Origin of the sequence: Olsenella sp. An293, assembly GCF_002159495.1 — a bacterium.
Lineage (GTDB): Bacteria > Actinomycetota > Coriobacteriia > Coriobacteriales > Atopobiaceae > Thermophilibacter.
Map to the genome: position 1 here is coordinate 67,831 of NZ_NFIT01000006.1, position 21,289 is coordinate 89,119.

Annotated in this window: 21 protein-coding genes; 2 read left to right on the forward strand and 19 right to left on the reverse strand. The window is 70.3% G+C overall.

The window, feature by feature from the left end; translation table 11 throughout:
- Window positions 1-139: 139 nt before the first annotated feature.
- Together B5F85_RS05305 and B5F85_RS05310 are read left to right on the forward strand one after the other, a co-directional pair.
- Window positions 140-814: a response regulator transcription factor gene (locus tag B5F85_RS05305; RefSeq protein ID WP_087315109.1), complete on the forward strand. Its 675-nt coding sequence runs from the start codon at window positions 140-142 to the stop codon at window positions 812-814.
- A gap of 9 nt (window positions 815-823) precedes the next feature.
- Window positions 824-2,095, forward strand: coding sequence for a HAMP domain-containing sensor histidine kinase (locus B5F85_RS05310; protein WP_087315111.1), 1,272 nt, complete (start codon window positions 824-826; stop codon window positions 2,093-2,095).
- 76 nt (window positions 2,096-2,171) lie between these two features.
- Here B5F85_RS05310 and dinB read toward each other — a convergent pair whose 3' ends face one another.
- The 19 genes from dinB to B5F85_RS05405 all read right to left on the reverse strand — a co-directional run bounded on the left by dinB (window position 2,172) and on the right by B5F85_RS05405 (window position 21,276).
- Window positions 2,172-3,461 (reverse strand): DNA polymerase IV, encoded by a 1,290-nt coding sequence (gene dinB, locus B5F85_RS05315; RefSeq protein ID WP_087315113.1) that lies wholly within the window; start codon window positions 3,459-3,461, stop codon window positions 2,172-2,174.
- Between the two features lies 1 nt (window position 3,462).
- Complete coding sequence (rsfS, locus tag B5F85_RS05320) at window positions 3,463-3,822, reverse strand: ribosome silencing factor (protein ID WP_087315115.1); 360 nt, start codon at window positions 3,820-3,822, stop codon at window positions 3,463-3,465.
- Entirely contained in the window at window positions 3,819-4,475 is a 657-nt protein-coding gene (yqeK, locus tag B5F85_RS05325; RefSeq protein ID WP_087315117.1) for a bis(5'-nucleosyl)-tetraphosphatase (symmetrical) YqeK, read from the reverse strand. Before yqeK ends, rsfS begins: the two co-directional genes overlap by 4 nt.
- The gene (gene nadD, locus B5F85_RS05330; RefSeq protein WP_087315119.1) at window positions 4,476-5,177 is read right to left on the reverse strand and encodes a nicotinate-nucleotide adenylyltransferase; all 702 of its coding nucleotides are present in this window, start codon (window positions 5,175-5,177) and stop codon (window positions 4,476-4,478) included.
- Between the two features lie 2 nt (window positions 5,178-5,179).
- Window positions 5,180-6,442 (reverse strand): glutamate-5-semialdehyde dehydrogenase, encoded by a 1,263-nt coding sequence (locus B5F85_RS05335; protein ID WP_087315121.1) that lies wholly within the window; start codon window positions 6,440-6,442, stop codon window positions 5,180-5,182.
- A gap of 21 nt (window positions 6,443-6,463) precedes the next feature.
- On the reverse strand, window positions 6,464-7,576 hold the full coding sequence (gene proB, locus B5F85_RS05340; RefSeq protein ID WP_087315123.1) for a glutamate 5-kinase: 1,113 nt from the start codon (window positions 7,574-7,576) through the stop codon (window positions 6,464-6,466).
- Between the two features lies 1 nt (window position 7,577).
- A complete protein-coding gene (gene obgE / locus B5F85_RS05345; RefSeq protein ID WP_087315125.1) occupies window positions 7,578-8,975 on the reverse strand; it encodes a GTPase ObgE in 1,398 nt (465 codons plus the stop codon).
- Between the two features lie 155 nt (window positions 8,976-9,130).
- Window positions 9,131-9,379 carry a 50S ribosomal protein L27 gene (rpmA, locus tag B5F85_RS05350; RefSeq protein ID WP_087315127.1) on the reverse strand — a complete coding sequence of 83 codons (249 nt, stop codon included), beginning with the start codon at window positions 9,377-9,379 and terminating at the stop codon, window positions 9,131-9,133.
- 36 nt (window positions 9,380-9,415) lie between these two features.
- A complete protein-coding gene (rplU, locus tag B5F85_RS05355) occupies window positions 9,416-9,724 on the reverse strand; it encodes a 50S ribosomal protein L21 (RefSeq protein ID WP_087315129.1) in 309 nt (102 codons plus the stop codon).
- 149 nt (window positions 9,725-9,873) lie between these two features.
- Entirely contained in the window at window positions 9,874-10,647 is a 774-nt protein-coding gene (locus tag B5F85_RS05360) for a TIGR03936 family radical SAM-associated protein (protein ID WP_087315131.1), read from the reverse strand.
- Complete coding sequence (locus B5F85_RS05365) at window positions 10,644-12,521, reverse strand: TIGR03960 family B12-binding radical SAM protein (protein WP_087315133.1); 1,878 nt, start codon at window positions 12,519-12,521, stop codon at window positions 10,644-10,646. Before B5F85_RS05365 ends, B5F85_RS05360 begins: the two co-directional genes overlap by 4 nt.
- Entirely contained in the window at window positions 12,518-13,447 is a 930-nt protein-coding gene (locus tag B5F85_RS05370) for a DUF697 domain-containing protein (RefSeq protein ID WP_087315135.1), read from the reverse strand. The genes B5F85_RS05365 and B5F85_RS05370 overlap by 4 nt, the downstream gene beginning before the upstream one ends.
- A gap of 30 nt (window positions 13,448-13,477) precedes the next feature.
- Window positions 13,478-14,692, reverse strand: coding sequence for an FtsW/RodA/SpoVE family cell cycle protein (locus B5F85_RS05375; protein ID WP_239386712.1), 1,215 nt, complete (start codon window positions 14,690-14,692; stop codon window positions 13,478-13,480).
- 12 nt (window positions 14,693-14,704) lie between these two features.
- Entirely contained in the window at window positions 14,705-16,750 is a 2,046-nt protein-coding gene (gene mrdA, locus B5F85_RS05380; RefSeq protein WP_087315139.1) for a penicillin-binding protein 2, read from the reverse strand.
- Between the two features lie 9 nt (window positions 16,751-16,759).
- Window positions 16,760-17,335 (reverse strand): rod shape-determining protein MreD, encoded by a 576-nt coding sequence (gene mreD, locus B5F85_RS05385; protein WP_087315141.1) that lies wholly within the window; start codon window positions 17,333-17,335, stop codon window positions 16,760-16,762.
- A gap of 12 nt (window positions 17,336-17,347) precedes the next feature.
- The gene (gene mreC / locus B5F85_RS05390; protein ID WP_087315143.1) at window positions 17,348-18,337 is read right to left on the reverse strand and encodes a rod shape-determining protein MreC; all 990 of its coding nucleotides are present in this window, start codon (window positions 18,335-18,337) and stop codon (window positions 17,348-17,350) included.
- A 5-nt stretch (window positions 18,338-18,342) separates the two neighbouring features.
- Window positions 18,343-19,383 carry a rod shape-determining protein gene (locus tag B5F85_RS05395; protein ID WP_087315145.1) on the reverse strand — a complete coding sequence of 347 codons (1,041 nt, stop codon included), beginning with the start codon at window positions 19,381-19,383 and terminating at the stop codon, window positions 18,343-18,345.
- Window positions 19,384-19,391: 8 nt separating this feature from the next.
- Entirely contained in the window at window positions 19,392-20,696 is a 1,305-nt protein-coding gene (locus B5F85_RS05400; protein ID WP_087315147.1) for a tetratricopeptide repeat protein, read from the reverse strand.
- A 31-nt stretch (window positions 20,697-20,727) separates the two neighbouring features.
- A complete protein-coding gene (locus tag B5F85_RS05405) occupies window positions 20,728-21,276 on the reverse strand; it encodes a peptidylprolyl isomerase (protein WP_087315149.1) in 549 nt (182 codons plus the stop codon).
- Window positions 21,277-21,289: the final 13 nt, after the last annotated feature.

A 21,289-nucleotide genomic window follows, 5' to 3' on the forward strand; every position in this document is an offset into this window, starting at 1 on the left:
GGCCGCAAGGTGCAGTTTTTGTGAACGTGCATTGTCAACTTCCTGAATGGGCCCCTGTTCAGGAGATATTCAGGGCCGGTGGGTAGGATAGGCGTCGAGGCGGCCCTCCTGCCGCCCGCGACCGCAAGGGAGTCCACCCATGAACATTCTGGTTGTCGAGGACGAGCGCAACCTCGCCGACGCCATCGTCCACATTCTCGAGAACGCCTCGTGCCACGCGGAGGCCTGCTACGACGGAAGGGTCGGCCTGAGGTCGGCCCTGTCCGGCGCGTTCGACGCCGTCGTCCTGGACGTCATGCTTCCGGGTATGGACGGCCGGGAGGTCGTCCACGAGCTCCGTCGCCGCGGCAGCTCGGTGCCCGTGCTCATGCTCACGGCCCGCACCTCCACGCAGGACAAGGTCGAGGGCCTCGACGCCGGCGCCGACGACTACATGACCAAGCCCTTCGAGGCGCCCGAGCTGCTCGCTCGCCTGCGCGCGCTGACCAGGCGAAGGGGCGACGTGATGCTCGACGAGGTGACCTTCGCCGACGTGAGGCTCGACCTCGCCACGCACGACCTCTCCTGCGGCGAGGCCTCGGTCCACCTGTCGGGCAAGGAGTTCGAGGTCATGAGCATCCTCATGGGCTCGAGCTCGCGCGTGGTCTCCAAGCAGGACCTGCTCTCGCGCGTCTGGGGCGGCTCGGAGGCCTCCGAGAACTCGGTCGAGGCCTACGTCTCGTTCCTCCGCAAGAAGCTCGCCCACATCGGCTCCAAGGTCCAGATCACAACGCTGAGGATGCTCGGGTACCGCCTCGAGGTGTTCTCCGAGTAGGGGGCGCCCATGCTCAGGCGGCTCCGCCGACAGTTCATCGCCATCACGATGCTGCTCGTGGGACTGGTCCTCGCGGGCGTGCTCGGCTCGTCGTTCTTCTCGAGCGCCCTGACCCAGCGCGGCATCGTCACGCAGATCCTCGAGCGCGCCCTCTCCGACGGGGTCGCCGCCGCCACCATCGGCGACTCGTCGGGCGAGCAGAGCGCCGAGCTCATGCTGGCCGTCGTCGTCGACGTCTCGCCGGACGGGGCCGTCTACGACCGCACGAGCCTGTTTGCCAGCGTCTCCGACGAGACCCTTCGGGCCGTCGTCAGCGACGCGCTCTCGAGCGGGGACAGTTCGGGCCGCTGCGCCGACTACCCCATCGCCTGGATGAGGACGCAGACCGCCTGGGGCTGGCGCATCGCCTTCGTGGACACCTACCTCAGGGGCGCGACCCTGAGGGCGCAGGCGCTGAGCAGCCTGCTGATCTTCGCCATCTCGATGGGGGCACTCTTCGTCGTGTCCTACGTTCTCTCCGGCTGGGCGCTGCGCCCCGTGCAGCGCGCCTGGGAGCAGCAGCGCCGCTTCGTGTCCGACGCCTCCCACGAGCTCAAGACGCCGCTCGCGGTGATCTTGGCCAACGCGCAGATCCTCGAGGACGAGAGGGACCTCCCCGAGGGGGCGCGGCGCTGGGTCGAGAGCACCTCGGACGAGGCGCGCCACATGAAGGAGCTCGTCGAGGACCTGCTGACCCTCGCCCGCGCCGACGAGCAGGAGGCGACGGGCGGGCCGGGAGCCGTGGCGCTCTCGCCCGTCGAGCTCTCCGGCCTGGTCTCGGGGTGCGCCCTCGAGTTCGACGCCGTGGCCTTCGAGCGGGGATGCTCGCTTTCGTGCGAGCTCGAGGGGGACGTGCGCGTGATGGCAGAGCCCGACCGCACGCGCCGCGTGGTGCGGACGCTGCTCGACAACGCGACCAAGTACGCCGAGGAGGGCACCGAGGTCCGCGTCCTTCTCGCCCGCGAGGGGAAGCTGGCGAGGCTCGCCGTGACCAACCGCGGGGAGGTCATCTCCCCCGAGGCGCTCGAGCACCTCTTCGACCGCTTCTATCGCACCGACGACGCGCGCGAGCGGCAGGCCTCGGGCGGCTTTGGCCTGGGGCTCGCCATTGCCAAGAGCCTCGTGGAGTCCATGGGCGGCACGATCGGCGCCGCCTCCTCGGAGCGAGACGGGACTACCTTCACGGTGAGCCTGCCGCTCGCCGGCAGGGCCTCCGAGCCCCCGCGCCTCCCCCAGCCTTGACAATGTCGTCAGGTTATATTGTCAACCCGCCTGCTTGACAATCTCGTCAGGTCGTTGCGCCAACCAAGAGACCCGCTCACGCGTCCTTGTGCATCGGGGCGGTGTCCGAGGTCCTGTCCTTGAAGCGAAGATCACGCCCGTATCCCACGGCGTCGTCCCCAAAGCGCTCGCGCAGTGCGTCGGCGACCCGCCCGAGGGCCGAGCGGTCGCGCCCCTCCCCTGCCTCGTCCGCCCCGCCGCCGAAGAGGCTCATCTGCGCCGGGCGGTCGTCGTCGAAGCCCGAGACGCCCACGCCGAGCAGGCGCACGCGCATGCCCGGCTGCCACAGCTCGTCGAGAAGCGCCAACGCGACGCGCCCGAAGACGCGCTCGTCGTCTGTGGGCTCCGCAAGGGGGCGCTGAGCGGTGCGCGCGTGGGTCGCGTCGTACTTGACCTTGAGCGTCACCGTGCGCCCGCGCAGGCCCTTGCGCCGCAGGCGCCGGCCCACCATCTCCGAGACGTGCGCCACGCCGGCGCGGACCTGGTCGCGCTCCGTGAGGTCCTCTGAGAACGTGCGCTCGTTGGAGACGGACTTCACGTCCTCCGGGGCGGCGGCCTCCGCCACGGAGCTGCGCTCGAGCCCGGCCGCTCGCAGCGCCATCCGCGGCCCCAGCACCCCGAAGGTCCGCTCAAGCTCGGCGGCGTCCGCGCGCGAGAGCTCCCCGAGCGTGCGTATTCCCATCCTCCTCAGGCGCTCCTGCGTCGCGGGCCCCACCCCGCTCATCGCGCCGACCGGCAGCGGGGCGAGAAACGCGCGCTCCGTGCCCGGGAGCACGGCGGTAAGCCCGCGGGGCTTCTCGCGCTCCGAGGCGATCTTTGCCACGGTCTTGTTGACGCCGAGGCCGATCGAGCAGGTCACGCCGAGCTCCGCCACGCGCCGCTGGACGCGCCGGCAGATCTCGATGGGGCTCTCGCGCGAGTAGCGGCCCGGCGTCACGTCGAAGAACGCCTCGTCGATGGAGACCTGCTCCACGAGCGGCGTCTCGTCGCCGAGGATGGCCATCACCTGCGCGCTCATCTCGCGGTAGCGCGCGAAGTTGCCCCTGGTCCAGATGGCGTCGGGGCAGAGGCGCCGCGCCGTCGCCGAGGGCATGGCGGAGTGCACGCCATAGCGGCGCGCCTCGTAGGAAGCCGTCGAGACCACGCCGCGACGGTCGGCCGAGCCGCCCACGATCACGGGGCGCCCGCGCCACTCCGGATGGTCGAGCTGCTCGACCGAGGCGAAGAAGGCGTCGAGGTCGAGAAGTCCCACGGCCGGTCCGTCCCACGCGAGCGGGTCGGGACTCTGTAAGTTGGGGACTGTCCCCAATTTACAGACGTCGGACATGCTAGGGCTCGAGGTCGAGCTCGACGCGGGGCGCGTCCCCCCAGAGCGCCTCGAGGCGGTAGAAGTCCCTGGTCTCGGGCTTGAAGACGTGCACGACGACGCTGCCGTAGTCAATGAGGACCCACGAGAGCCCCTCGCGCCCCTCGCAGGACAGCGGGGAGACGCCGCAGTTGGCGCCGACCTTCTCGCGAATCTCGTCGACGATCGCGTCGACCTGGCGCGGGTTGGCGCCCGTGCAGATGAGGAAGTAGTCGCAGACGTCGGTCTTGGACGAGAGGTCGAGAAGAACGAGGTCGGTGGCCTTCTTGTCGTCGGCCGCGTAGGCGGCGACCTTTGCGAGCTCGAGCGGGGTTACGGTCATGCTTTCTCCTTAGCTGCGCGCCTGGCGCGCCGTGCCGCGAGGGCGTTGTAGACGTCGATGGTGCCGGGATAGAGGTAGCGGCCCCCCTCCAGCACATAGGTTATACCCCCGACGAACGACTCCCAGAACAGGTCGTCGAGGGAGGCCTTGCCCACGAGCGAGCGGCTGCGCTCGATGCCGGGGGTGCGGGGGCGCAAAGGCTCGATTCCGTCGGCGACGAAGAGGACCTCGTCGAGGGCGCTCATGTCGGCGCAGGCGGAGGTGTGGACGGCGATGGCGTGCCACACGGCGGGCGGGAGCTCCGGGTAGCGCGCCGGGAGCTCCCGGGCCGCGATCATGCCGTGCAGGAGCGAGTGCACGAGCTCGAGCTCGACGCCGAGGTCGATGCCGAGCTCGCGGGCGCGGGCGAGCTGCTCGGAGGTCGAGCGGGCCTTCTCCCAGTCGTGGAGGATGCCGGCGGCGCGCGCGAGGAAGGGGTCCGCCCCGTAGGTCAGCGCGAGCCGCTCGGCCGTCCGCGCGACCGAGAGCGAGTGCGCCAGGCGCTTGGGCTTGGCGCTGAGCTGGACCGCGAGGTCCGCCTCGAGCTTGCCGAGAAGGACCTCCTGCTCGGGCGTGTAGGAGGCCTTTGCCTCGCGCTCCCTCTTCCTGCCCATCTAGTCGACCGCCTCCCCCGTCTGCCCGTAACGGCTTCTGCGCGCCCCGTAGAGCCCGTGCTTGTGGAGGTAGCCCGTCACCTGGTCGGGCGTGAGGTAGCGCAGGCTCTGGCCCGCCTCCACGCGCTCGCGCAGGTAGCTCGAGGAGATTGCGAGCGCGGGGACGGAGAGGTAGGTGACGTCGAAGTCTATGCCCGACGAGTCGATGATGTCCCAGGCGCGGTCGAGGTCGTAGCCGGGTCGCGTCGCCGCGACGAGGTGCGCGAGGCGGGCGATGTCGGCGGCGTCTCGCCAGGTCACGATCTCGGTGATGGCGTCGGCGCCGGTGATGAAGTAGAACTCGACGTTGTCAGGGTAGAGCGAGTGCAGCAGGCGCAGGGTGTCGGCGGTGTAGGTGACGCCCTCGCGGTCGATCTCGAATCGGGAGGTCACGAAGTGGGGGTTGTCCGCCGTCGCGAGCAGCGTCATCGCGAAGCGCTCCTCCCCCGAGGTGACGCGCTTGTCCTGCTTGAAGGCCGGTCGCCCGGCGGGCATGAAGACGACGAGGTCAAGGCCCAGGTCGTCGAAGGCCTGCTCCGCCGCCACGAGGTGCCCGTTGTGGATGGGATCGAAGGTGCCGCCCATGATGCCCAGGCGATAGGTGCGCGACGGGTCCGCTCCGAGCGGCGGGAGGTCGTGTTCCCTCAGGGCGTCGAGGTCCATGCCTACCTCACCTGCCCGCTCCCGCGCACCACGTACTTGACCGAGGTGAGCTCGCCGGCCCCCATGGGCCCGCGGGCGTGGAGCTTCTGCGTGGAGATGCCGATCTCGGCGCCCAGCCCGAAGACCCCCCCGTCGGTGAAGCGCGTCGAGGCGTTGGCGTAGACCACCGCGGCGTCGACGCCGGCGAGAAACGTCTCGCAGGCGTCATAGGAGTCGGCGACGATGGCCTCGGAGTGACCGGTGCCGTAGCGGTTGACGTGCGCGATGGCCTCGTCGAGCCCCGAGACCACGCGGACGCTCATCTCGAGGGCGAGATACTCCGTGCCCCAGTCACGCTCGGTGGCCGCGACGGCGCTGCCGTCGGGAAGCCCTCCCGCGAGCGCGAGGGACTCCTCGTCGCAGTGGAGAAGGACGCCGGCCCCGGCGAGCTCGGCGAGCATGACGGGGAGAAACGCGGGCGCCACCGCGCGGTCCACGAGCAGCGACTCCGCCGCGTTGCAGACGCCGACGCGCTGGGTCTTGGCGTTCATGACGATGGCGCGCGCCCGGTCGAGGTCGGCGGACTCGTGGACGTAGACGTGGCAGTTGCCGGTGCCCGTCTCGATGACCGGGACCTTGGCTCCCTCGACGCAGGCGCGGATCAGGGCCGCCCCGCCGCGGGGGATGAGCACGTCGACCAGCCCGGTCGCCTCGAGGAGCTCGGCGGTCTGGGCGTGGACGGCGTCGTCGTCCACGTACTGGAGCGCGTCCTCGGGAAGCCCCGCCTCCCTGAGCGCCTCGCGGCACGCTCCGACGATGGCCAGGCACGACTCGCGCGCGGCGGAGCCGCCCTTGAGCACGCAGGCGTTGCCGGAGCGCACGCACAGGCCGAAGGCGTCGGCGGTGACGTTGGGGCGCGCCTCGTAGACCATGGCGACGACGCCGAGCGGCACGGTGACCTTATCGATGCGAAGCCCGTTTCCGAGCGTCGAGCCGCCCACGACGCGACCAAGCGGGTCGTCCTGGCGGGCGATGTCCTCGAGCGACCCCGCGATGGCGCAGAGGCGCGCGTCGTCGAGCAGGAGGCGGTCCTGAAGCGGCGCGCTCATGCCCGCCTCGCGCGCTCGGGCGAGGTCCCGCGCGTTGGCCTCGAGGATCTGGTCCGCCCGGGACCGGACGGACTCGGCGGCGAGCAGAAGCGCCCGCTCCCGCTGCCCGCGCGAGGCGGCGGCGAGCGCGGGCGCGGCGGCCTTGGCGAGCGATGCCTTCGTTCGTGCCTCACCCATGGTGTCCCCTTTCCTCAAAGACTAGAAGACGAGAAGGTCGTCGCGGTGCACGGCGGGCTGGGCGCGGTCCTGCCCGAGGAAGCGCGCCACGACGTCGAGGTGCACCCCCCGGACGCGGGCCATGTCGTCGGAGGAGTAGCGCGCGATGCCGCGCCCGATGACGTCGCCCGTCGACGCCCTGACGTTCACGACGTCGCCGGCGGCGTAGGTGCCCGTGGTCGAGATGACGCCCACGGGAAGGATGGAGGCCCCTCGCTCGAGGACGGCGCGCGTGGCGCCCTCGTCGAGCGCGATGGTCCCGCGCGGGACCTCGGCGAGGCCGATCCAGAGCTTGCGCCCTCCCTCGTGCGCCGCGCCCGCCGGGGCCTCGAAGCGCGTGCCCACCGCCTCGCCGTGCGCGACGTCGAGAAGGACGCGCTCCCGCCGCCCCCTGCAGATGGCCGTGGGGATGCCGGCGGCGAGCATCGCCCGGGCGGCGCGCAGCTTGGAGGACATGCCCCCGGTCCCGAAGGAGGTGCCGGCACCTCCCGCCATGGCGGACAGGCGCGCGTCGACCTCGCTCACGCGCTCGATGAGGCGCGCGTCCGGGTCCTCCTGGGGGTTGGCGGTGAAGAGCCCGTCCACGTCCGAGCAGATCACGTAGAGGTCGGCTCCGGCGAGGGCGGCCACGAGGGCGCCGAGCATGTCGTTGTCGCCGAAGGCGAACTCGGCGGTCGATACGGTGTCGTTCTCGTTGACCACGGGCACGGCGCCGAGCTCGAGCAGGCGTGCGAGCGTGGTGCGGGCGTTCAGGAAGCCGTCCCGGTCCATGACGTCGCGGCGGGTGAGCAGGACCTGGGCGCAGGGGATGCCGCGCTCCGCGAGGACGTCGGCGTAGGCCTGCGTGAGGCGGGCCTGCCCGGCCGCGGCGCAGGCCTGCAGCGTCGCGATGTCGGAGGGGCGCTCGGTGAAGCCGAGTATGTCGCGGCCGGCGGCCGCGGCGCCGGAGGAGACCACGATGACCCGCGTCCCCTCGGAGACGAGCTGGGCCACCTGGTCGCAGAGGCTCCGGATGAAGCGGCGGTCGAGGGCCCCCTCGCCGTCGACGAGGGTCGAGGAGCCGATCTTGGCAACGAGGAGCCTCGGCGGGGTCATGTCAGGACTCCCCTCCCTCGTCGAGGATGACGCCGTCCTTCTCGACCTCGTCGACCTCATCGAAGTCGGGGGCGTCGTCTGTGCCCTCGAAGGTGAAGGCGAGCTCGAGGATGCGGACCTCGTCCCCGTTGACGGCGCCGGCCTTGGCGAGCGCGTCGTCGAGGCCGCAGCGGTCAAAGCGGTGCTGGAGGTAGGCCACGGCCTCGTCGTTGTCCCAGTCGGTCTGGATGACCATGCGCTCGACCTGGGCGCCGGTGACGCGCCAGGCGTGGCGCTCCTCGCGCCTCACGGAGATCTTGCGGTCGCGGCGCTCGCGCTCGCGCTCCCAGCGCTCGGTGAGGTCGAGGGCGGGCCCTGCCTCGACCGCCTCGGCGCGCAGGCGCGCGACCTCGGCCGCGCAGGTCGAGACGAGCGCGTCGAGCCCCAGGCCCGTCGCCGCTGAGACGGCGAAGAACTCGTGCCCGTCGGCCTCGGCGGCCGCGCGCAGGCGCTCGACGGCGTAGGCGGTGTCGGGCAGGTCGCACTTGTTGGCGACGACGATCTGCGGGCGCTCGGCGAGCTCGGATGCGTAGGCGGCGAGCTCGGCGTTGATGGTCCGGTAGTCCTCGACGGCGTCGCGGCCCTCGTAGCCTCCCGTCACGTCGACGACGTGCAGGATGAGGGCCGTGCGCTCGATGTGGCGCAGGAACTGGTGCCCGAGGCCCCTGCCCTCGCTCGCGCCCTCGATCAGCCCCGGGACGTCGGCGGCGACGAACGACTGACCGCTCGCGGCGCGGGCGACGCCGAGGTTGGGCACGAGCGTCGTGAAGGGGTAGTCGGCGATCTTGGGCCGTGCGGCGCTGATGCGGGCGATGATCGAGCTCTTGCCCACAGACGGCATGCCCACGAGCGCGGCGTCCGCCATGAGCTTCATCTCGAGCTCGATCCAGTGCTCCCGGGCGGGCTCGCCCTTCTCGGCAAACGCCGGCGCGCGGCGCACCGAGGTCACGAAGTGGATGTTTCCGCGGCCGCCCGCCCCTCCCGGCGCCACCACGACGCGCTCCCCGGGCTGGGTGAGGTCGGCGATGTCATAGGCGGGCGTCTGGGTCTCGGGGTCGAGCTCGCGGATGACCGTGCCCACCGGCACGCGCAGCACGAGGTCGGCGCCGTCCTTGCCGTGACGCCGCGCGCCCTGGCCGTGCGTGCCGCGCTCCGCGCGGAAGTGATGCTTGTAGCGATAGTCGATGAGCGACGAAAGCTGGGGGTCTGCCTCGACGATGACGCTGCCGCCCCGGCCGCCGTCGCCGCCGTCAGGCCCGCCCTTGGGGACGAAGGCCTCGCGCCGAAACGACATGCACCCCGCGCCGCCGTCACCGCCGCGGACGTTGATGTGGGAAAGGTCGGTGAACGTGTTCTCCACGCGTGTCTCCTTTATCTCGGGCTTCCATGGTACGGCAACCGCGCGGGCCCGTCCAACCTCGCGCGGGCGTGCGTAACAGCGGCGTCAAGACACAAAAAGAGCCCCGGTCGAAACCGGGGCCCGAATCGTGCGAGTTGTGGGACGAGACCGAGCGGTTACGCCTCGCGGACGTGAACGCGGTGCTTGACGCCCTTGGTGAACTCGACGGTGCCGGCGGTGAGGGCGAAGAGGGTGTCGTCCTTGCCGATGCCGACGTTGTCGCCGGGGTGGATGTGCGTGCCGCGCTGGCGGACGAGAATCTCGCCGGCCTTGACGGTCTGGCCGCCGTAACGCTTGGTGCCGAGACGCTGGGCGTTGGAGTCACGACCGTTTCGGGACGAGCCGAGGCCCTTCTTGTGTGCCATGGTGGTACCTGCCTTCTGTATGCCGAGAGAGGGGAACTACGCGGGAAGCTCGACGACCTTGATCTTCGTCAGGCTCTGACGGTGGCCGTTGGCGCGGTGATAGCGCTTGCGCTTCTTGAGCTTGAAGACGAGGACCTTCTCGCCCCTGAACTGCTCGAGAACCTCGGCGGTGACGGTCTTGTCCTGAAGCGGGGCAGAGCCAACGATGGTCTTGTCGCCGTCGTTGAGGAGAAGGACGGGGAGCTGGACCTTGTCGCCAGGCTGCGCGTCGAGCTTCTCGACGTCGATGACGTCGCCCTTGGCAACCTTATACTGCTTGCCACCAGTTGCTACGATTGCGTACATGTGCGAAACCCTTCATTGCTGGCGTGAATGCAACAGTTGCTTATATTACTAGCAGCGCCTTGGCTCGTCAACAGGATAGTTGCCGTGACCTGCGGATTCCGCAAGGGAAAAGACGGATCGCAGGCCGCGCCGAGGTGATGCGACCTTGCTCAGGATAATGGTGTCCCGTCCTTCTCGCAAAAGGGTCCAAAAGGTTCCACAAGACGCCCATTTTCCTCGTGCGCCTGGCGCACGCGACGCACGCGCAGCGCCGACGCGCGGGGCAGGCCCAGGGCGTCGGTCGCGGCGTCGAGAAGGACCTGGGGGCGCAGCGCGCAGCCGGCGAGGCGCGTCTCGAGGCAGACCTCGACGCCGCCCTCGACGTCGCGGGCCTCGAACCCCACGAGCGTGGAGGCCACGTCGACGCGCTTGGCCTTCTCCCCTCTCATATACGTGAGCTCCCCTCGCTCGCGCACCGCCTCGACGCCCCGCGCGATCTGCGCCGCGTCAAGGCCCGCGCCCGGGACGAGAAGCTCCCAGCTCGAGCGGTCGAGCCACGCCTCGAGCGCGGGGAGCCGGCCGGGGACGTAGGCGGCGCGGACGGGCCTGAGGGCGGAAGGCGTGGCGCCGCGCAGGGCGCAGAGCGCCTCGTTGGGGTCCACGTGCTCGGTGAGACGCAGGTCAAAGTACTCGCACGCGGAGCTCGCGCCCACGGGAAGGGCGCTCGTGAACTGAATGCGCACGCGGCGGGCGAAGCCGTTTCCCACCGAGAAGGGCAGGCCCGCGCGCCGGATGCAGCGCTCGACGGTGGCGATGAGGTCCAGATGGCCGAGAAACGCGAGCCGGCTGTCCTTGACGTACTCCACGCGCAGGCGCGGGAGCTCCGCCTTGACGGGTAGGTCCTGGGGCCTGGCGTCGGTGGGCTGAGGCCGCGATCCGCTCATGAGCGCACCCCCTGGATGACGTTGTGGACGCGAAGCGCCGGGCAGACGCCGCAGTCGGCGCAGGTGTCGCGCGTGCAGTCGGGGGTCGTGACGCCCTCGGCCGCGCGGAGCCACTCGCGCTGCAGATATCCCTTGGAGACGCCCGGGGAGGTGTGGTCCCAGGGCAGGGCCGCGGCGAGCGGGAAGTGCTCGCAGGCGACGTCGGCGAGGTCGAGTCCGCACTCGGCGGCGGCGCGCTCCCAGAGGTCGAACCTGAACTCGCTCGTCCAGGCGTCGAAGGAGCACCCGAGCTCCCAGGCGCGCCGCACGAGCGAAAAGCCCGCGCGCCCCATCTTGGAGAGCGCCCCCTCGACGAGCGAGACGCTGGCATCGTGGTAGGAGACGCGGATGGCGCGGTCGCGGATCTCGGAGAGCAGGAGCTGCTGGCGGCGGCGCACCTCGTCGGGGTCGAGCTGGCCGCACCACTGGAAGGGGGTGAAGGCCTTGGGCACGAGCACGGCGACGGATATCGAGACCGAGACGCCGCTCTTTGGCCCGCGGCCCACGACCTCTCGGCCGATCTCGAGCACGTGCTTGGCCATGCGCGCGATGCCGACGACGTCCTCGTCGGTCTCGGTGGGAAGGCCCATCATGAAGTAGAGCTTCATCCGGCGCCACCCCGCCTCGAAGGCGTTGCGCGCGGCGGCCTCGAGGTCCTGCTCGGTCACGTTCTTGTTGATGACGTCGCGAAGCCGCTGGCTGCCGGCCTCGGGGGCAAAGGTGAGGCCGCCGCGCTTGCCGCCCGCCACGGCGGCCGCCATCTCGACGCCAAAGGAGTCGAGCCGCTGCGAGGGTATGGAGACGCGGATGCCCTTGCCCTCGAGCTCGGAGTTCATGCGATTCAAGATCTGGGCGCACTGTGAGTGGTCGGTCGTGGAGAGCGAGGTGAGCGAGATCTCGTTGTGACCGCTGGCTAGAAGCCCCTCCACGCTGCAGCGAACGACCTGGTCGGCGGGGCGCTCGCGCACGGGGCGGTAGGTCATGCCCGCCTGGCAGAAGCGGCACCCCCGCGCGCAGCCGCGCAGGACCTCGACGGAGAGGCGGTCCTGGACGATGCCCATGTACGGGACGATGCGCTGCGCCACGGCCGGGGTGGCCGCGAAGTCATTCACGCAGCGCTTGAGGACGACCTCGGGGACGTCCTCCCCCGCGCGCGGGACGGCGCGACCCCAGCGCGTGGTCGACTCGTCGACCACGACGTCGTAGAGGGAGGGGACGTAGGTGCCCGGGACGCGCGCGAGCCGTCGCAGGGTCTCGAGGCGCGTGAGCCCGCGGGCGCGGGCGTCGCGTATGCAGGCGCAGGCCTCGACGATCGACTCCTCACCGTCGCCGAGAAGGACGGCGTCGAAGACCGGGGCGAGCGGCTCGCAGTTCCAGGCCGAGGGGCCGCCTGCGAGGATGATGGGGTCGTCCTCGTCGCGCTCGGCCGAGGTGAGGGCGATGCCGGCGAGGTCGAGGGTCTCGAGGACGTTGGTGGCGATCAGCTCGTGGGCGAGCGTGAACCCGATGGCGTCAAAGGAGGCGAGCGGCGAGGCCGACTCGAGGGAGAGCAGCGGCACTTCGTTCTCGCGCATGAGGGCGGCCATGTCCTTCCACGGCAGGTAGCAGCGCTCGCAGCTCATGCCCTCCTGGGCGTTCACCTGGTTGTAGAGGATGGCGACGCCGAGGTTGGGCTGGCCGACCTCGTAGACGTCGGCATAGACCATGCAGAGGTGGAAGGGACCGTCCTGCTCCTGGACGGAGCCCCACTCGTGATCGAGGTAGCGGGCGGGGTGCTCCACGTGGGCGAGCAGCGGCTCGAGCAGGTGGAAGAGGCTCTCGCGTCTCGCCCTCATGCGCGCCCCCCGCCGATGGTGACGTAGTCGTCGGCGGGTGCCGGGGCGCCGAGGCCGGCTGCCGGGCGGCGCTCGGGCGCCGGCGAGGCCGCGCGGTCGGGCGCGGGACGGTCCTCGAGCTCAAAGCGCAGGCGCAGCGCGTTTCCGATGGCGATGGTGCCCCCGTAGCCAATGCCCGCCTTGAGCAGCGCGCCGACGCCCGGGACCGCGCCCGCCGCCGCGCGGGCGATCGCGCGCCAGCCGAGCCCGCCCGCCACGACGCCGCAGAGCTCGAGCGCGCGGGCGGGGTCGAGATCGCGCCCGTAGGCGGCGGCGAGGTCGAGGGCGAGCTTCGCCTGGTTGGCGGTCATGATCGGAAAGTCGGAGCCGGGGATGAGGCTCACGGCGCCGACGACGGCGTTCTCGGTCGCGCAGCGGGAGATGAGCGCCTGGGCGACGGCCGCGCGGCAGAAGGGCAGGCCCGCCGCGAGGGCGAGCGACTTGTCGCTGGACGAGGCGAGCCAGGCGGCGAGCCGGTCCGGGACGTCCCCGGCGTCGGCGCAGGCCACGACGCCGACGAGCCGCTCGGCCTGCTCCGGCAGATCGAGCCGGGGCGCGTCGAGGGCCCCCTCGACGACCAGGCAGACGGAGACTCCCGCGCGGGCGTAGGACTCGACCAGCGCGGCGCAGCTCGCGGGACCCACGAGCACGACGGCGACGTCGGGGAGCTCCCCGGCGGGCGCCTGCTGGCGGAGCCCGAGCACCTCGACGACGACGCCGGGGCGCTCGGGGACGAGCGCGCCCTTGACGGCGAGGGCGACCTCGCGCGGGCAGTCCGGGTCAACGTGGACGCGGACGACGACCCGCTCGTCCCTGCCGCGCAGGGCGCTTCTTCCCGAGGCGAGCACCTCGAGGATGCGCCCGGCGGATACGTTTCTCGAAGCCATGGCGGCCTCCTCCTCGCGGCGAGCGCCGCGCTAAGCGACCTTCTGACGATGATGCCACACGGACTGTACCACGCCGACGGCCGCGAGCTGGGTGACCATCGAGGAGGAGCCGTAGGTCATGAACGGGAGCGGGATGCCGGTGATGGGCATGATGCCGATGCACATGCCCACGCTCTCGAGCACCTGGAAGGTCCAGAGGGCAGCGCATCCCACCAGCACGAGCTTCGAGAAGGTCGACTCGACCTTCATCGCGAGCAGGATCGTGGCGATGATCATCCACGCAAACAGCGCGAGCAGGACGACGGACCCGAGAAAGCCAAACTGCTCGGCAAAGGTGGCAAAGATGAAGTCGGTCTGGGCGGCGGGCAGAAACCCCGAGAGCGCCTGGGAGGCGTTCCCGAAGCCCTTGCCGAGCAGGCCGCCCGAGCCGATGGCGATCATGGCCTGCTGGAGGTTGTAGCCGTCCTCGGAGGCCGTGCCCTCGGGGTCGAGAAAGACCGTGAGTCGGTTGAGCTGGTACTCCTGGAGGATGTGCGGGAGCCCCTCGATCTGCGAGGTGATGATCACGAGGGCCGCGACGCCCACGATCAAGGCTATGGTCGCCAAGATCCAGGAGCGGGGCGCGCCGCTGCAGATGATGATCGTGGCCCCGGTGAAAAAGATCATGAGGCCGGTGCCGAGGTCGGTGACCAGGATGATGAGCAGCGGCACGAGCAGCGTCGCGCACAGGCGGGCATAGTCCCTGAAGGTCTCGATCTTGCCGTTGTACTGGCCGCAGGCCGACGCCATGAGCGCGATCACGACGAGCTTGGCGGGCTCGGAGGGCTGGAAGCGGAACGGCCCGATGCGCGCCCAGCCGAGTCCTCCCAGGCCGCCCTCGACGCCGATGCCCGGGATGAGAGGCAGGGCGAGAAGGACGCAGGCCAGCACGAACAGCGCCGTGGTGAGGTTCGCGAGGTTGCGATGGTCGTAGCGCCACACCACGACGCCCGCGGCGATGCCGATCACGATGCCGGCGAGGTGGCTCGTGAAGCTGACCGCGTCGAGTGCGAGGGCGCAGGACCACATCGTGATGACGCTCAGGATGAGGATGAGCAGGGTCGGGATGAGCTGCGTGAGGTAGACGCCCTCGAGCGGACCCTTCTTTCCGACGTGCGAGCCCCCGGAGGATGTCCCGGTGACGCGCTGCGCGATGCCTGCGAGTGGCCCCTGGGCGGTGCCGGGGCCGGTCATCTCACGTGCCAAGCCTGCTCCTCCCTAGTCGACGGATGTCGAGACGCCCGTTGCGGTGTCGGGCTGGTCGTAGATGGCTCCAAAGACGTCGCGGACCACGAGCAGCGACGAGGAGCCGCCGGAGACGACGCCGTCCATGTTCGCAACGACGACGTAGCGCGGGGTCTCACCCTCCCCTGCCGGCCCGTACGCGCCGAACCAGCCGATGGCGCGGTCCAGGCTGATCTGCTCGCCGGTTCCGGTCTTTCCGCGGACGGTGACGTCGAGGTTGGTCCAGTGCTGCGTCTGGGTGGGGTCCTCCTCGTAGACGACGCCCCACATGCCCCGTGCGACAATGTCGCGGTAGGCCTCGTCCTCCTCGACGTCGCGGATCTGCTCGCAGCGGTACTCGGAGACGTAGCCGTCGCCCATGCGGGAGCGCACACCGCGCATCACGTGTGGGCGCCAGACGGGGCCCTTGTTGGCGAGGCTGCAGTAGGCGCAGGCCATCTGGATGCAGGTCACGAGCAGGTCGCCCTGGCCGATGGCGAGGTTGCAGTTCTCGCCGCCCTGCCAGACGGCGTCCTCCTCGGAATAGCCCATGCTCTTGTAGTACTCGCGCTTCCAGGCGGCGTCGGGGACGCGTCCCACCTCCTCGCCGGGAAGGTCGATCCCGGTGGCGGAGCCGAGCCCGTAGCGGCGGAAGGTCTCCTGCATGCCCTCGGAGTTCTGGTTGTAGAACCCCTTTCCGATCTCGTAGAACACGACGTCGCAGGAATAGGTGATGCCGCTCACGAGGTCCACGTCGTAGTGCGTGCTCCAGCAGCCCATGCCGTTACGGTCGTTCTGGTCCCCCGACCAGCTCCACCAGCCGCTGCAGTACCAGGAGTCGGAGGCGGTGGCGATGCCGTAGTCGAGCGCCGCCATCGTGGTGAGCGGCTTGATGATCGAGCCTGAGGGGTACTGTCCCGAGATGGCGCGATTGAGCATGGGGAAGTTGGCGTCCTCGGCCTGGAGGGCGTCCCAGTCGGCCGTGGAGATGCCGCCGACGAACGAGCTCGGCGTGAACGTGGGGTAGCTCGCCATGGCGATGACCTCGCCGTTGGTGCAGTCGAGCGCGACTACCGAGGCGCCGGCGGCCACCTTGCCGAGGTCGCGCTGCTGCTGGATGACCTTCACGAGCGACTCCTCGGCGGCGCGCTGGACCTTGATGTCGAGCGTGAGCTCGAGGTCCGAGCCGCTCTGGGGCTCGAAGCCGGAGGACTGCTGGCCGGTCACGTTGCCGTGGGCGTCGACGTAGACGACCTGCTCGCCGCGCACGCCCTGCAGCACGCTCTCATAGCGCTTCTCCACGCCCGTCTGACCGACGATGTCGCCGGAGCGGTAGGTGATCTGCCCGTCCTCGGCGTTCTCGCTCTCCTCGAGCTGCTCCTGGGTCACGGTGCCGGTGTAGCCGACCACGTGGGCCGCGAGCGAGCCGTGCGGGTAGGAGCGCTGGGCGCGGGTCTCGACGGAGACGCCCGGGAACACCTCGGGGTGCTCCCCGATGTAGGCCACGACGCGGCGCGAGACGTCGACCGAGACGGTCCTCAGGCTCTGGTAGCCCTGTGTGGTGTCCTGGAGCTTCCTGCGGACGGCCTGGGGGGGCATGCCGATGAGGTTGGCGAGCAGCGTGACCTCGACCTCGTCGTCAAGGACGTCGGCCTGGCCGGTGACGGTGAGGCTGCTGCGGTTGGTCACGATCTCGTCGCCGTTGCGGTCGAGGATGCGCCCGCGCGGGGCCTGGGTGTAGATCGTGCTCGTGCGGTTTGACTCGGCCTGCTCGGCGTACTCCTCGCTCGAGACGAGCTGCATCGTCCAGAGGCGCGCGACCAGAAGCGAGAAGATGCCTCCCACCGCGGCGGCGAAGCCGATGAGGCGCGAGGAGAGGGTCTTCTCGGACGAGGAGTCGGAGCCGCCCGAGGCGCGCGGCGAGGCTCCGCCGATGTCGAGCGTGAAGGCGCCCTCGGAGCGGCCGAAGACGATGAAGACCACGATGAGCGCAACGGCGAGCACCGCGCAGACGATGACGATGATCAGGGAGAGGTCCATGGCGCCACCCTAGAGGCCGCGCCTGGTGAAGTGCGTGCCGCCGTGGCCGCTGCCGCGCGTGAGCGTGCCCGGGCCGCCGATCCCCGCCCCCGTCGCGCGGACGCGCGAGTAGTAGTAGGCGAAGGGGACGAAGAAGACGATGGTGAGGAAGGCGGTGGGCAGGGTGCGGAAGACGATGACGTCGATCAGCGACCCGCCCTGGCCCACGAGCAGCATGGCGAGGTGGTAGACGAGCGAGACGGCAAGCGCCGAGGCGCAGAAGTGGGCCATGGATGAGGCGAGGTCGCCGGCCATGCGGTTGCGCTGCTCGATGCCGAGCACAAACGACGAGACCGTGAGGCAGAAGGCCATGAGGCCGACGGGAGAGGTCGCGGAGAGATCAAAGACCAGCCCGGCGAGAAAGCCCGCGACGACGCCGCGCGAGCCGCCCGTCTGAAGCGCGACGCACGCGGAGAAGATCATGGCGAAGTTGGCGTGACCGTTTCCGAGGGCGACGTTGGGGGCGACGGCAAGCTGGAGCACGAGGCAGACGGCGGCCAGAATGACCGTGCCGCGAACGTCCCTGCCCTTGTCTGCGACCTGCATGCTCTCCCCTCCCTACTCGCTCGTTCCGTCGGTCTGGTCGGTCTCTCCGGTATCGCTCGCGTCGTCGGCGGAGCCGTCGTCTTGCCCCTGCTGGTCCTGGGCGTCGGCCGCGGCGATGTCCTCGGCGGTCGCGCGCTGCTCCTCGGTGAGCGAGGTGATGACGAGCACCTCCTCGTAGTTCTCGGCGTGCGAGAAGGGCTCCACGACGATGTCGAGGAAAAGCGCCCCCGGCGCGCTCTCGACGCTCGTGACCTCGCCGAGCGGCAGGCCCTTGGGAAACACGCCGCCCAGCCCGCTCGTGACCACGACGTCACCGACGTTGACCTCCTGCTCGGTGCCGATGAGCGTGAGGTTGAGCTGGCCGGTGACAGATCCCGTCAGCATGCCCTGGACCCGGCTCGACTGAATCATCGCCGATATGGAGGAGTTCTCGTCGGTCAGCATGCGCACGGTGGAGGTGGTGGCGCCGCTGTCGATGACCTGCCCCACCACGCCGCTCGACGCGGTGACGGGCATGCCCGCGGTGACCCCCGACGAGGTGCCCTTGTCGATGGTGACCGTGGTGCTCCACGAGTCGGAGGCCCCCGAGATGATGCGGGCGGCCGTGGACTGGAGGTCGTTGGCGTCCTGCAGGTCGAGCAGTCCCTGGAGGCGCTCGGCGGTCTGCGCCGCCTCCTCGAGCTCGACGTTTCTGGCGCGCAGCTCGTCGTTTTCCGCGCGCAGCTCCGAGAGGGTCTGCTGGTCGGCGGTGAGGTTGGTCACGACGTTGCCGATGCCGCGAAACGGCGCCGCGACCGTGGCCCCGAGGTAGCGGACCGGCGAGGTGACCGTCTGGAAGGCGCCGCGCACGGCGCCGAGCGGGCCCTCGTCGCCCATCCTGCTGCTCGCGGTGAACAGGGCGATCGAGATGATGACGCAGGCGACGAGGGCGCGGCCGCCGCTCGACTGCCTGCTTGTTGAGAGTGCCGACCTCGGCTGTCGGCGCGAAGGGGTGAGCGGCATGCTCGCTAGTTCGCCGTCTGGACGAAGCCGCCGGAGAGCGCGTTGGCCTCGAGGACCTTGGCGCAGCCGTTGACGACGTTTTCCAGCGCGGTGGGGCTCACGTTGACCGGGACGCCGGTCTCCTCGCGCAGGCGCTGGTCGAGGCCGCGGAGCAGGCCACCGCCACCGGTGAGGAGGATGCCGTAGTACATGAGGTCGGAGGCGAGGTCGGGGGGCGTCACGTCGAGCGCGTCCTTGACGGCCTTGGTCACCTCGTCGAGCGGGCGGTCGAGGGCGCGGCGGATCTCCTCGCTCTCGATGCGCACGGACTTGGGCAGGCCGCTCATGACGTCGCGGCCGTTGACCTCGACGTCGAGCTCCTCGGCGAGCGGCGCCGCGGAGCCGACCTTGATCTTGATGTCCTCGGCCGTCCTCTCGCCGATGGAGAGGTTGTAGGCGTCACGGACGTGCTGGAGGATGGTCTGGTCGAACTCGTCGCCGGCGGTCCTGATGGACTGGGAGACGACGATGCCGCCCATCGAGATGACGGCGACCTCGGTGGTGCCGCCGCCGATGTCGACGACCATCGAGCCCGTCGGGTCCTCGATGGGCAGGTCGGCGCCGATGGCCGCGGCCATCGGCTCCTCGATGAGGTAGGCCTGGCGGGCGCCGGCCGAGATCGTGGCCTCGAAGACCGCGCGCTTCTCGACGGAGGTCACGCCCGAGGGGACGCACACGACGACGCGCGGGCGCGGGGACCAGGGGTAGTGGTTGCCGCGAGCCTTCTCGATGAAGTAGCGCAGCATCACCTCGGTCACGTCGAAGTCGGCGATGACGCCGTCCTTGAGCGGGCGCTCGGCGATGATCGAGCCGGGCGTGCGGCCGATCATGCGCTTGGCGTCGGCGCCTACGGCCAGGACGCGGCTCTCGCTCTTGTCGATGGCGACGACGGAGGGCTCGTTGATGACGATGCCCTGACCGCGCACGGCGACGAGCGTGTTGGCGGTGCCGAGGTCGATGGCGAGGTCGCCGCCATACTCCCCGAACAGTGAGTCAAAAAGTGACATGGGACACCCTAGTTCTGAGTGGTGGTATCGGCCAGGTCCTGCGAGCGGTACTCGGGCGTGACGTCGACGACCTTCCAGCCGATGCCGTCACGACGCATGGTGATGGTGTAGTCCACCTCCCCGCCGGCGGAGAGCTTGGCGGTGAGGTAGACGGTGGACTCGCTCATCGAGCGGTCGCAGGCGTTGACCTGGATGGTGGCGTCGGTCGGCAGGACGTCGGAGATCTCCTGGATGACGGCGTCAGAGGTGCCCTCGACGAGGTACTCGGAGAGGTCGACGCCGTCGCCCTTGGCGTCGAAGAGGCGCTCGGCGACGGTCTCCTGCGTGGGCCAGCCGTAGCCGCGGACGTAGGCGAAGACGCCGGCGCCGACGACGAGGATGAGCACCACGAGGATGGCGATGAAGACCTTGAGGCCGGTGTGGCGGTGCTTGCGGCGCACCTTGCGCTCCTGCTTGTCCGCCTCCATGAGGTCGGCCTCGGTGACGGAGAAAAAGCCCGTGTCCTCGGGCGAGGGCATGAGCTCGCCGGACTCGCCGGTGGGGTCGAGCGGGTCGTAGCCGCCGTAGCCGGCCGCGGCGAGCAGCGCGTCGGTCTCGGAGGGGCGACGCTCGGCGAGGGTCGCCATGGCCTTGCGGGCGGCGTCGTAGGAGGCCTGGGCCTCGGGGGAAAGGACGTAGGTCCCGTCCGCGGTGGCGTGCGCGAAGGCGTCGACGGCCTCGCCCATGCGGTTGGCGGCGACGTAGGCGAGGCCCAGGTCGCACCAGATCCTGTTCTGGCTCTCGAGCGGGGTCGTGAAGTCGAGGGCCGTGCGGTAGGCCTCGACGGCGTCGACGGCGCGGCCGAGCCTCATGAAGCAGCTCCCGAGGTTCGAGAGGGCGACCGACGGGGCCGGGTTGGACTCGTCGATGGCGGCGCTGCGATACGCCATGCCGGCGCGCCTGATGTCGCCGAGCTGCTCGTAGGCTGAGCCGAGCGCCATGTAGGCCTTGTAGGGGGTGGAGTAGTCGGGGTCGCCGGCGGCGTCGGAGAGCGCCTGGGCGGCGTCCTGGGGCTTGCCGGCGGCGAGCAGGGCGCGGCCGCGGTTGCACTGCAGGGCTCCGCGCTTTCCGTAGGCGGCGTCGGCGAGCGCGCCCTCGTAGGCACGGGCGGCGGCGTCGAACTGGCCGAGCTTCATGTACGCGTTGCCGCGCAGGTGGTCGACCTCGCCCGAGACCTCGCCGGGGGCGAGGGCGTCGGAGAGCTGCGTGACGGCGCCGAGCCAATCGGAGTTCTGGTATGCGAGCTTGCCCGCGTCAAAAGCCTGCTGGTTCACTGTGCTCCTCCAAGAGTCCGCGGATGGGCGGCTAGTTGCCGGAGTGCTCTATCCTGACCGAGTTGATGACGTCCCCCGCACGGAGCTCGCCGATGACGTCGGCGCCCTCGAGGGTGGTTCCAAAGACCGTGTAGCCGGAGTCGAGGCCGTGCTGCGGGCCGAGGCAGAAGTAGAACTGCGACCCGGCGGAGTCGGGGTCGGCAGAGCGCGCCATCGCGAGCGCGCGATCAACGTGAGCGTTGTTGGGGTTGGTGGTGAACTCCTGACGGATCCGGTAGCCGGGGCCTCCCGTGCCCGGGCGGCCGGTGGGCCCCACGCGGCCGGCGGCGACCTCGGCGGGGGTCATGTCGCGCGTGTTGGGGCAGCCGCCCTGGATCACGAAACCCGGGACGTAGCGGTGAAACTTCAGCCCGTCATAGAAGCCGGAGGAGGCCAGCTCGCAGAAGTTGGCCACGTGCACGGGGGCTCCCGCGCCGTCAAGTTGGACCCTGATGGTCCCCTTGGCGGTGTCGAACACGGCGACCTCGTCGCCCACGACCTGATAGGACGGGGTGTAGAGCGGGTCCGCGATGAAGCCCATGTGCCCTCCAAAC

What these genes read in the sequence shown, in the direction of transcription:
- mreD (WP_087315141.1), bottom strand. Translation starts at nt 17,335, where the DNA reads ATGCAGGTCGCAGACAAGGGCAGGGACGTTCGCGGCACGGTCATTCTG.
- B5F85_RS05365 (WP_087315133.1), bottom strand. Translation starts at nt 12,521, where the DNA reads ATGAGGGCGAGACGCGAGAGCCTCTTCCACCTGCTCGAGCCGCTGCTC.
- mrdA (WP_087315139.1), bottom strand. Translation starts at nt 16,750, where the DNA reads ATGGACCTCTCCCTGATCATCGTCATCGTCTGCGCGGTGCTCGCCGTT.
- mreC (WP_087315143.1), bottom strand. Translation starts at nt 18,337, where the DNA reads ATGCCGCTCACCCCTTCGCGCCGACAGCCGAGGTCGGCACTCTCAACA.
- rpmA (WP_087315127.1), bottom strand. Translation starts at nt 9,379, where the DNA reads ATGGCACACAAGAAGGGCCTCGGCTCGTCCCGAAACGGTCGTGACTCC.
- B5F85_RS05370 (WP_087315135.1), bottom strand. Translation starts at nt 13,447, where the DNA reads ATGGCTTCGAGAAACGTATCCGCCGGGCGCATCCTCGAGGTGCTCGCC.
- dinB (WP_087315113.1), bottom strand. Translation starts at nt 3,461, where the DNA reads ATGTCCGACGTCTGTAAATTGGGGACAGTCCCCAACTTACAGAGTCCC.
- B5F85_RS05405 (WP_087315149.1), bottom strand. Translation starts at nt 21,276, where the DNA reads ATGGGCTTCATCGCGGACCCGCTCTACACCCCGTCCTATCAGGTCGTG.
- B5F85_RS05360 (WP_087315131.1), bottom strand. Translation starts at nt 10,647, where the DNA reads ATGAGCGGATCGCGGCCTCAGCCCACCGACGCCAGGCCCCAGGACCTA.
- rplU (WP_087315129.1), bottom strand. Translation starts at nt 9,724, where the DNA reads ATGTACGCAATCGTAGCAACTGGTGGCAAGCAGTATAAGGTTGCCAAG.
- B5F85_RS05305 (WP_087315109.1), top strand. Translation starts at nt 140, where the DNA reads ATGAACATTCTGGTTGTCGAGGACGAGCGCAACCTCGCCGACGCCATC.
- yqeK (WP_087315117.1), bottom strand. Translation starts at nt 4,475, where the DNA reads ATGGGCAGGAAGAGGGAGCGCGAGGCAAAGGCCTCCTACACGCCCGAG.
- proB (WP_087315123.1), bottom strand. Translation starts at nt 7,576, where the DNA reads ATGACCCCGCCGAGGCTCCTCGTTGCCAAGATCGGCTCCTCGACCCTC.
- nadD (WP_087315119.1), bottom strand. Translation starts at nt 5,177, where the DNA reads ATGGACCTCGACGCCCTGAGGGAACACGACCTCCCGCCGCTCGGAGCG.
- B5F85_RS05310 (WP_087315111.1), top strand. Translation starts at nt 824, where the DNA reads ATGCTCAGGCGGCTCCGCCGACAGTTCATCGCCATCACGATGCTGCTC.
- B5F85_RS05395 (WP_087315145.1), bottom strand. Translation starts at nt 19,383, where the DNA reads ATGTCACTTTTTGACTCACTGTTCGGGGAGTATGGCGGCGACCTCGCC.
- rsfS (WP_087315115.1), bottom strand. Translation starts at nt 3,822, where the DNA reads ATGACCGTAACCCCGCTCGAGCTCGCAAAGGTCGCCGCCTACGCGGCC.
- B5F85_RS05335 (WP_087315121.1), bottom strand. Translation starts at nt 6,442, where the DNA reads ATGGGTGAGGCACGAACGAAGGCATCGCTCGCCAAGGCCGCCGCGCCC.